Raw genomic sequence first — 9,815 nt, 5'->3', positions numbered from 1 at the left:
CATCCCGGAGACGCCCATGACCCAGCCTCGGAATCAGCCCGAGAACCAGGCGCCGAGCGCGGCCAAGCAGGCCGTCCGCGAACGCGTCCACGCGCACACGGCCGACCTGCTGGCGCTCAGCCACCGCATCCACGCCCACCCCGAGACCGCCTTCGAGGAGCACCGGGCGGCCGCCTGGTGCGCCCAACTGCTGCGCTCCCACGGCTACTCGGTCACCGCACCCGCCCACGGCCTGGCCACCGCGTTCACCGCGAGCCTCGGCAGCGGGCCGGTCACCGTCGCGCTGGTCTGCGAGTACGACGCCCTCCCCGGCCTCGGGCACGCCTGCGGGCACAACCTGATCGCCGCCGCCGGCGTCGGCGCGGCGCTCGGGCTCGCCCCGTACGCGGACGAACTCGGGCTCACCGTACGGGTGATCGGCGCACCGGCCGAGGAGCGCGGGGCCGGCAAGGCCCTGCTGCTGGAGGCCGGAGCCTTCGACGGGGTGGACGCGGCGATGATGGTGCACCCCTGCCCGGTCGAGGTCGCCGACTTCCGCTCCTTCGCTCTGGGCACCCTGTCCGTCCGCTACACCGGGCGCGCCGCCCACCCCAGCCTCAACCCGCACGAGGGCCGCAACGCCGCCGACGCGCTCACCGTCGCGCAGGTCGCGCTCGGGCTGCTGCGGCAGCAACTCCCGCCCCAGTGGCGGGTGCACGGCATCACCACCGCGGCCGGGACGGCCCCGAACCTGATCCCCGACAGCGCGAGCGCCGAGTACGAGATCCGCGCCTCGGCGGCCGAGGACCTCGCCCACCTGCGGGCGCGGGTCGAGGACTGCTTCCGGGCCGGGGCGCTGGCCACCGGCTGCGAGGTGGAGCTGACCAGGCCCGAGCCGGACTACCTGGACATGCGCTCCGACCCGGCCCTGCTCACCCACTGGCGCGCCAACGCGGCGGCGCTGGGCCGGCCGGAACCGGTCGAGCGCGCGCCGTTCGCCTGCACGGACATGGGGAACGTCTCGCACGTGGTGCCCTCCATCCATCCGGTCCTGGACATCACCGGGGGCTCCTGCGCACCGCACGAGGCGGCCTTCGCCGAGGCCGCGCTCGGGGCGGAGGCCGAACGGGCCCTGCTGGACGGCGCGGTGGCGATGGCGTGGACCGCGATGGACCTGGCGGCGGGGCGGCCGACAGCCGACAGCTGACGGCTGGCGGCTGACGGCTGACGGCTGACGGCTGACGGCTGACAGATGACAGATGACAACTTTCAGCGAACAGATTTCATCTTTCATCATCTGTTCGCTGAAAGTTGTTCGCTGTCATCCGTCAGCCGCCGCCCGCCAGCACCACCGCCGCGCCCGTCCGCAGCGGCCAGAGGAAGCCCCAGTGCGGCAGCCGCAGTTGCAGCACCCGGTCGCCCGGCCCGAGCGGGTGGGCGGTCTGGAGCTCGCGCACCCGCCGGTCCGCCTCGGCGTGGGTCAGCCGGACGGCGGCCGGGCGCCCGCCCGGGCCGTACCCGACGCTGAGCAGGTGCTGCGGGGTGAGCGCGCGCGGCGGGTCGGTGTCCAGCTCGCCGGTGGTGTCGAGGCCGCCCGGTGCACCCGGTGTCCCCTCCCCCAGCACGCAGACCAGCTCGTTCTCGGCGCGCAGCCAGTCCCGCCGCCCGGGCGGGTCCGCCGGGTCCAACGACAGCCACGCCGCCCCGGACTTGGCCACCGCGAGCACCGCCGTCAGCTGCTCCTCCGGACGGCCGGCGGGCGTCAGCCCGACCACCGTACCCGGCCGGGCGCCGCGCCGGGCCAGGGCCCGGGCCAGCCGGTTGGCCGAGGTGTTCAGCTCCCGGTACGTCACCACCCCGCCGTCCGAGAGCACCAGCGCCGGCGCCTGCGGCGTCCGGGCCGCCTGGGCCTCGACCGGGCCGACCACGGTGGTGGCCGGGTACTCGACCGCCGGACCGGACCGCACCGGTTCCGGCAGGACCAGCCCCTCCGCCGCGAGCAGCCCGGCCGGGCCCTCCTCCACGGAAGGGCCCCCCGCGCCGGCCGGGCCCGCGCCCGCCTCCCGTACGACCGCCTCCATCAGGCCACGCCCAGCAGTTCGGCCCAGGCCTCGACGGACGGCCGCTCCGCCAGCCGTACGAACTCCACCTCGGCGCCCTCGGCCCGCCAGCGCTCGGCCAGGGTCATCAGCCGGATCGAGTCCAGCCCCCAGTCGGCCAGGTTCTCGTCCAGCGGGATGTCCGCCGGGTCCTCCCCGAGCAGGTCGGCGACCTCGCCCCGGATCCGTTCCACCGTGAAACCGGTCGCGTCCACGCCCGTCACTTCCCGTCCGTCCCGTCCAGCGCCGCGCGTACGACGTCCGCGGTGGTGACCGCCCCGCACCGCCCGGCGATCCACTCCAGTGCGGCGCGGTGCTCGTCCGGTCCGAAGTCGGCGACCGCGTCGGCCACCACGAAGGCCCGGACGTCCCGCATCCAGGCGTCGCAGGCGGTGGCCTGCACGCCGATGTGGGCGTAGACCCCGGTGATCACCAGCTGGTCGCGGCCCTGCTCGCGCAGCAGCTGCTCCAACTCGGTGCGCACGAAGGCGCTGTACTTCCACTTGGTGAGGACGGTGTCGCCCTCGGCCGGGGCGACGGCGTCGGCGACCGCGGTGGCGCGCGGGTCGTCGGGGATGCCGGGGCCCCAGAAGTCCTGCTGGAGTCCGCGTTCGGCCGGGCTCTGCCCGCCGCGCTGCGCCGAGTAGAGGACCGGCACCCCGCTCGCGCGGGCCGCGGCGGTCAACGCGGCGACGTTGGCCAGGAGTTCGGGCAGGGGCGCGGCGTCGCCCGGGAAGGCGTCCAGGAAGTGGTTCTGCAGGTCGTGCACCAGCAGCACGGCGCGGGCCGGGTCCACCGTCCAGGAGACCCGGTTGGCGGGCAGCTCCCCGGCGGTGGGCAGCGGGTAGGAGGGAATGCGGGGCAGGCCCACGATGGTCGAACTCCTCGGATTCACGGGGGTGATGGGGGGTAGACGGGGGGCTGTCACGATGCGGGGAGGGAGGCCGCGATGGCGGCCCGCAGGTCCTTCTTGCTGACCTTGCCGATCCCGGTGGCGGGGAAGGCGTCGACGAACTCCACCCGGTCCGGCACCTTGTACTCGGCCAGTCCGCGCCCGCGCACGAAGCGCTTCAACTCCACGCCCTTCGGCGGCTGTTCGCGGTGTTCGGCACGGAGCACGACGTACGCGCAGGTGCGTTCGCCGAGGTACGGGTCGGGCATCGACACCACCGCCGCGTCGTGCACGGCCGGGTGGGCGAGCAGGTGGTTCTCGATCTCCTCGGCGACGACCTTCTCGCCGCCCCGGTTGATCTGGTCCTTGGCCCGGCCCTCGACCACCAGGTGGCCGCTGGGGAGCCGACGGACCAGGTCCCCGGTGCGGTAGTAGCCGTCCGCGGTGAAGGAGGCCGCGTTGTGCCCGGGGGCGTTCCAGTAGCCGCGGATGGTGTACGGGCCCCGGGTGAGCAGGTGCCCGGTGGTGCCGTCGGGCAGGTCGCGGTCCTGGTCGTCGACCACCCGGACCTCGTCGTCGGCGGAGATCGGCCGGCCCTGGGTGGTGGCGATCAGCTCCTCCGGGTCGTCCAGCCGGGTGTAGTTGACCAGGCCCTCGGCCATCCCGAACACCTGCTGGAGCGTGCAGCCCAGCACCGGGCCGACCCGCCGGGCCGCCTCCTCGCTGAACTTGGCGCCGCCGACCAGCAGCACCTCCAGGCTCTCGTGGCCGCGGGCGCCGCGCTCCACGGCGTCCAGCCACAGCAGCGCGAGCGGCGGGACGAGCCCGGTGACGGTGACGCCCTCGCGCGCCATCAGCGGGAAGGCCGTCTCGGGGCTGGGCTGCGGGCAGAGCACCACCCGGCCGCCGGCGTACAGCGTGCCGAGCGAACCGGGCGAGCTGAGCGGGAAGTTGTGGGCGGCGGGCAGCACGCACAGGTAGACGCTGCGCCCGTCCAGCGCGCACAGCTCGACCGAGCCGCGCAGCGAGTAGATGTAGTCGTCGTGGGTGCGCGGGATCAGCTTCGGCACCCCGGTGCTGCCGCCCGAGAGCTGGAGGAACGCGACGTCCCCGGGCTCGGGTTCGCGCGCGGGGCCGGGGCCGTCGCAGGGCACGTCCGCCAGCCGCAGGTGCTCGCCCGGGTCCTCGCCGGCCACCAGCACCAGCCGCAGGTCCGGGTTCTCCTCCCGTACCCGGGTGGCGAGTTCGCGGTGGTCGAAGCCGCCCTCGACGCCCGGGACGACGTACGCCACGGCGCCCGTGAACGCGCAGAAGTGCGAGATCTCCGCGTAGCGGTGCGCGGGCAGCGCGAAGACCGGCAGCGCACCGATCCGGAACAGGGCGAAGACCACCTCGAAGAACTCGGCGGCGTTGGGCAGTTGGACCACCACCCGGTCCCCGGCCCGGAGCCCGCGGGCGAGCAGCCCGGCGGCCATCCGGTCGGCCCGGCGGTCGAGTTCGGCGTACGTCCAGCGCCGCTCGCCCGCCGCCACCGAGTGGCCGCCGGGGTCGACCACGGCGATCCGGTCGCCGTGCGCGGCGGCGCGCTCGCGCAGCATCCGCCCGAAGGTCTCGCCGCGCCAGTGGCCGGCCGCCCGGTAGCGCTCGGCGAAGTCGGCCGGGTACGGGGTGAATCCGTCCAGCACCTCGTCCAGGGGCGTCACAGCGCCACCCCCGCGGCCTCCAGGAAGGTGCGGAACTTGGCGCTGGTCTCGGCGAGTTCGGCCTCCGGCCGGGACTGCTCGACCACCCCGGCGCCCGCGTACACCCGCAGCGTGCGGTCCTGCGCCTGCGCGCAGCGGATGGTCACCACCCACTCGCCGTCGCCGCTCTCGTCGCCCCAGCCGACCATGCCGGTGTACAGGCCCCGCTCGAAGGGCTCGATCTCGCCGATCACCCGGCGGGCGACGTCCGTCGGCGTGCCGCAGACCGCCGGGGTCGGGTGCAGCGCGCAGGCCAGCTCCAGGGCGGAGACGGCCGGGTCGGCCAGCTCACCGCTGATCGTGGTGGCCAGGTGCCACATCGCCGCCGTCCGCACCAGGGTGGGCCGCTCCGGCACGTCCAGGTTCCGGCAGTAGGGCGCCAGCGCCGCGCGGATCGCGTCCACCACCACGGCGTGCTCGTGCAGGTCCTTGGGCGACTCCAGCAGCGCGGCGGCGCGCCGGACGTCCTCGCCGAGGTCCTCGCTGCGCGGCACCGAGCCGGCCAGCGGGTTGGCCAGCACGGCCGTGCCCCGGCGGGAGAGCAGGAGTTCGGGGCTGGCGCCGATCAGGGTGCTGCCGGCGCCGGCCGGGACGGCGAAGGTGTAGCCGCCGGGGTCGCGCCGGGCCAGGCGCTGCAGCACGGCCGGCAGGTCGAGCGGCCGGTCGCTGGTCAGCTCCAGCGTGCGGGCCAGCACCACCTTGCTCAACTCCCCGCCGCGCAGCCGCTCGACGGCCGCCGCGACGCCCGCACCGTACGCCTCCGGCTCCGGGACCGGGCGGATCCGCCAACCGGCCTGCGCGGCCCGCGGCGCGGGCAGCGCGATCAGCGGGTCGTCGCGCAGCGCCCCGGCGGACCGGACCCGGGCGGGGACGGCGAGTTCGTCCCGGCCGCCGTGGTCGAAGGCCACCGCACCGACCACCAGGGGCCGTTCGACCCCGTCGCGGCGTGCCCCGGCCAGCGTCTCGGCGACCCGGACGGGCAGCGGGCGGGCGTCCTGCGGCACCCGGGCGTGCACGCCCGCGGCGAGCAGGGTGCGGGTCGGTGAGGCGAGGAACGCCTCGTCGTCGGCGGCCCGGTACTGGCCGAGCAGGCCGCTGGCCGCGCCGATGGCGGTTCGGTCGGGGCCGCCGTCGGTGGGGGTCGGCGGGGCGTGGTGCACCGTGGTCACGGTGGTCTCTCCAGTCTGGGACGGGTCTACGGTCTGCGGTCGGCGGATGCCCGGGGGTGCCTCAGGCGCGCAGGGTCGCGCCGCCGTCGACGTACAGGTCGTGCATGGTGATGTGCCGGGCCCGGTCGGAGGCCAGGAAGAGCACGGCCTCCGCGACGTCGGCGGGCTCGGCGATCCGCCCGAGCGGGATGCCGACCCGCCAGGCCGCCAAGTCGCCCTCGATCACGCGCTGTTCGGCCGCCTCGGCGTCCTCGCCCCACAGCCCGCGCTGCATCCGGGTGTCGGTCGACCCGGGCGAGACGACGTTGCAGCGCACCCCGGAGCGGGCCAGCTCCAGGCCGAGGCAGCGGGTGAACATGGTGGCCGCCGCCTTGGACGCCGCGTAGGCGGCCATCCCGGCCCGCGGCACCCCGGCGGCGTTGGAGCCCACCGTGACGACGGCGCCCCGCCCCCGCTCGGCCATCCGGCGGCCGACCGCCCGGCCGGTGTGGAACACCCCGGTGCTGTTGACGGCGAAGGTCTCCGCCCAGTCGGCGTCGGACAGTTCGACGACCGGGCCGGGGCGCAGCACTCCGGCGACGTTCACCAGTACGCCGATCGGGCCGAGTTGACGTTCCATCAATTCCACTGCGCTGTCGACCGCTCGGGCGTCGGAGACGTCCAGGGCGTACGGGTGCAGCGCCTCGGATTCCGCCGCGACCCCGGCGAGCGGGCCGGCCTCCCGGTCCACCGCCGCGACGACGGCTCCCTCGGCGACCAGCGCCCGGGCCACGGCCGCGCCGATGCCCTGTCCGGCCCCGGTGACCATCGCGACGACACCGGCGAATTCGGACCGTTCCACAGGACTTCCCCTCCGACCAGCAATGTTAGGCAAGCCTAACCTAACACATTTGTTCGCCTACGCCGATAGCCCGTTCGACAGATTCCGACACCTGGGCCGTCGTCAATCCGCCAGGCCGTCCTGCTGCGTCCCGATCCGCCCGGGCACGCGAAGAGGCCGCCCGCCCCGACGACGGGACGAGCGGCCTCAGGGGCTCCAGGGCCCGCCTTCGGACTCCCGTCTGCGGGAGTCCGAACACGGGCCCTAAGGGGTTCGCGTCGATGCCGCCCTCGACCGGGCGTCGCAACGATGCTCTACGGGTGGTCAGTTCCAGTTGACCGATCGCCCCGTTGATGTACGGACCGCCGTCTCGGTGGACGGCCGTCGCCGGTGGACGACCGTCGTCAGTGGGCAGCCGTCGCCGGTGGACGACCGTCGTCAGTGGGCGGCCGTCGCCGGTGGACGGCCGTCGTCAGTGGGCGGCCGGGGGCGGGGTGAGTCCGGCGCAGCCGCGCAGGCCGTCGCGGCGCTTGAGGGCGGCCTCGGCGGCGGCGCCGGTGACCGGCTGCGGGATGCCCTTGTCGTCGATGGTGGCCGGGGCGAAGGCCTCGCCCTTGACCTTGCCGTCGGCGGCGAGGGTGAGGGTGGTGACGCCGGTCTCGTTGGAGAAGGCGTAGTTGGAGGTGCCGTACCAGAGGAAGTTGCCGAAGCCGTACCCGATGTAGGTGTTGCCGAGCATGCCCGAGCCGACCATGGTGTGGGCGTGGGTGCCGACCACCGCGGAGGCGCCGACGGCGGCGAGCTTCTTGGCCACGGCGGTCTGGGCGGCGGTCGGGCAGGCCTTGCCCTCCTCGCCCCAGTGCAGGTAGACGAGGACGACCGGGGCCTGCTGCTTGGCCGCCTGCACGGCCGCGACCAGCGCGGGGACGTCCAGGGCGGAGGCGATGCCGGGCTTGTTGGCGCCGGCCCGCCACTTCTGGTTGGTGATGTCCTCGACCTGGCTGGCGGCGACCACCGCGACCTTCACCCCGCGCACGGTGGTCACGTACGGGGCGTACGCCTCCTTGGCGTTGTGCCCGACGCCGATCACCGGGACGGGTGAGGAGTCCTTGGCGGCCAGGGTGTCGGTGAGGCCGTCGGCGCCGAAGTCGACGGCGTGGTTGTTGGCCATCGAGACGACGTCCACGCCGGAGTCCTTGAGCACGGACAGCGCCTTGGGCGTGGTGCGGAAGGTGTAGGTCTTCGGTTCGGGTGCGCCGCGCCCGGTGATCGCGGTCTCCAGGTTGAGCACGGAGAGGTCGGCGTCGGCGAGGGTGCGGGAGATCGGGCCGAGGGCCTGCTCGGGCGGCTGGACGGACAGCCGGGGCTCGGTCCGGCCCTCGAAGTGGACGTCTCCGGCGAAGGCGACGGTGATGGTGCCGTCCGGGCGGGGCGCGCCGCCCTTGGTGGGGGCGGCTGCGGGGGCCGTACCGGTGGTCGCGGCGGCGGAGGCCGGGGGCGCCGCGGCGGGCGGGGCGGTCGACGCCGAACCGGGTGCCGGGTCGTCCGGCCCGCAGGCGGTGGCGACGGTCAGGCCGACGAGCACGGCGACGGCAGCCGCGGCACGGCGCATGAGTGGTTCCCCCCGAGGTCGATGCAAGCGGTCAGCCTACGCCACCGAATCGGCACCGCTTGTGCCCGCATCCACAACATTCCGGACACAGGAGGACACCAGCGGGCCGACAAGCGACGACCCCGCGCGAACGCGCGCGACGCGTGGGCGCCCGCCGCCTGCGGTAGGACATGCTGGACCCGCCCACCCTCACCCCCGCCGGAGCCACCCCGCCGATGACGACGCCCGAGCCCACCCCAGCGCCAGCCCCAACCCCCGGCGCGACCCCCGCACCCGACTTCACCCCCGCCGAGCGCGCCCGCGGCCGCGCGCTGCGCCGCGCCCAGCTGCCGTGGGCACTCGGCGGCCGCCTGGCGGGCCTGGCGCTGACCCTGGTGCTGGGCCTGACCCCGGCCGGTGCCGCGCTGGTGACCGCCACCGGCCGCTGGTTCGGCGGTTCCCGGACGGCCGGGGTGCTGGCGGGCGCGGCTGCCCTGGTGGTGCTGGGCCAGGCGCTGCAACTGCCGTTCGGGGCGGGGGCGCGGGCCGTCCGGGCCCGGTTCGGCCTGGTGACCCAGAGCTGGGCGGGCTGGGCGCTGGACGCCGTGCGCTCGCTCGGGCTGACCCTGCTGCTGGTCCTGCCGCTGGTGCTCGGGCTGTTCGCGCTGACCGGGTGGTCCCCGCGGCACTGGTGGCTCCCGGCGGCGGGGGCGGCGGCGCTGCTGACGGCCGCGCTGTCCTTCCTCCACCCGCTGCTGATCGAGCCGGTGTTCAACCGCTTCACCCCGATGCCGCCGGGCGAGCTGCGGACGGCACTGCTGGCGCTGGCCGAGCGGGACGGCGTGCGGGTGCGGGACGTCCTGGTGGCGGACGCCTCCCGGCGGACCACCGCACTGAACGCGTACGTCTCCGGGTTCGGCGCGACCCGTCGGATCGTCGCGTACGACACCCTGCTGACGGCGGCCGAGCCGCGCGAGGTGGAGCTGGTGGTGGCGCACGAACTGGGGCACGTCAAGCACCGGGACGTGCCGGTCGGTACGGCGCTCGGGGCGCTGGGTGCCGCAGTGGCGGTGGTACTGCTGGGCCTGCTGGCGAACTGGCGGCCGCTGCTGGCGGCGGCCGGGGCCGCGGACGCGGCGGATCCCCGGGCGCTGCCCCTGCTGGCCGCGTCGGCGGCGCTGATCGGCGCGCTGTCGGGGCCGGTGCAGTGTGCGGTGAGCCGCCGGATCGAGGCCAGGGCGGACCGGCACGCCCTCGAACTGACCGGGGACGCCGAGCAGTTCGTGGCGATGCAGCGCAGACTGGCGGTGGTGAACGTCTCGGATGTCGACCCGCCGAGGCTGCTTGAGCTACTGTTCGCCACTCACCCGAGTGCGACCCGCCGGATCGCGGCGGCCCGCGCCTGGCAGGCAGGGCGGGTAGGGCAGGACCCGCCGGACCCCGCGAACGGCGGCCCGGCGGCGGAGAGACGCGCGACCCCGGGGTAAATCCGTTGTATAGTGCAACAAATCCCGAGGAGGTAG

Annotated in this window: 9 protein-coding genes; 2 read left to right on the top strand and 7 right to left on the bottom strand. The window is 75.3% G+C overall.

All coding sequences use genetic code 11. The annotated features are described in order from the left end of the window. The first annotated feature begins 16 nt into the window (after positions 1-16). Positions 17-1,186, top strand: a complete 1,170-nt coding sequence (locus ACFWXO_RS10285; RefSeq protein ID WP_380523146.1) for an amidohydrolase — start codon at positions 17-19, stop codon at positions 1,184-1,186. Between the two features lie 121 nt (positions 1,187-1,307). Here the strand turns inward: ACFWXO_RS10285 and ACFWXO_RS10280 are convergent, their stop codons facing one another. The 7 genes from ACFWXO_RS10280 to ACFWXO_RS10250 all read right to left on the bottom strand — a co-directional run bounded on the left by ACFWXO_RS10280 (position 1,308) and on the right by ACFWXO_RS10250 (position 8,313). Further along, positions 1,308-2,003 (bottom strand): AMP-binding protein, encoded by a 696-nt coding sequence (locus ACFWXO_RS10280; protein WP_380523145.1) that lies wholly within the window; start codon positions 2,001-2,003, stop codon positions 1,308-1,310. A 56-nt stretch (positions 2,004-2,059) separates the two neighbouring features. Beyond that, positions 2,060-2,293: a phosphopantetheine-binding protein gene (locus ACFWXO_RS10275; RefSeq protein WP_380523144.1), complete on the bottom strand. Its 234-nt coding sequence runs from the start codon at positions 2,291-2,293 to the stop codon at positions 2,060-2,062. A 5-nt stretch (positions 2,294-2,298) separates the two neighbouring features. Further along, on the bottom strand, positions 2,299-2,949 hold the full coding sequence (locus ACFWXO_RS10270) for an isochorismatase family protein (protein ID WP_380523143.1): 651 nt from the start codon (positions 2,947-2,949) through the stop codon (positions 2,299-2,301). Positions 2,950-3,002: 53 nt separating this feature from the next. Continuing rightward, the gene (locus tag ACFWXO_RS10265; protein ID WP_380523142.1) at positions 3,003-4,673 is read right to left on the bottom strand and encodes a (2,3-dihydroxybenzoyl)adenylate synthase; all 1,671 of its coding nucleotides are present in this window, start codon (positions 4,671-4,673) and stop codon (positions 3,003-3,005) included. After that, positions 4,670-5,881: an isochorismate synthase DhbC gene (dhbC, locus tag ACFWXO_RS10260; protein WP_380523141.1), complete on the bottom strand. Its 1,212-nt coding sequence runs from the start codon at positions 5,879-5,881 to the stop codon at positions 4,670-4,672. Before dhbC ends, ACFWXO_RS10265 begins: the two co-directional genes overlap by 4 nt. A gap of 61 nt (positions 5,882-5,942) precedes the next feature. After that, entirely contained in the window at positions 5,943-6,689 is a 747-nt protein-coding gene (locus ACFWXO_RS10255) for a 2,3-dihydro-2,3-dihydroxybenzoate dehydrogenase (protein ID WP_380523168.1), read from the bottom strand. Positions 6,690-7,173: 484 nt separating this feature from the next. Continuing rightward, positions 7,174-8,313 carry a CapA family protein gene (locus ACFWXO_RS10250; protein ID WP_375892031.1) on the bottom strand — a complete coding sequence of 380 codons (1,140 nt, stop codon included), beginning with the start codon at positions 8,311-8,313 and terminating at the stop codon, positions 7,174-7,176. 170 nt (positions 8,314-8,483) lie between these two features. Here ACFWXO_RS10250 and ACFWXO_RS10245 point away from each other — a divergent pair, with 170 nt between their 5' ends. Next, positions 8,484-9,779, top strand: coding sequence for a M48 family metalloprotease (locus ACFWXO_RS10245; RefSeq protein ID WP_380523140.1), 1,296 nt, complete (start codon positions 8,484-8,486; stop codon positions 9,777-9,779). Positions 9,780-9,815 lie beyond the last annotated feature (36 nt).

The organism is Kitasatospora sp. NPDC059088 (assembly GCF_042738155.1).
In the GTDB taxonomy this organism is placed as follows: domain Bacteria; phylum Actinomycetota; class Actinomycetes; order Streptomycetales; family Streptomycetaceae; genus Kitasatospora.
The sequence above is the reverse complement of the archived record's forward strand: the minus strand, read 5'-3'. Positions and strand labels throughout refer to the sequence as shown.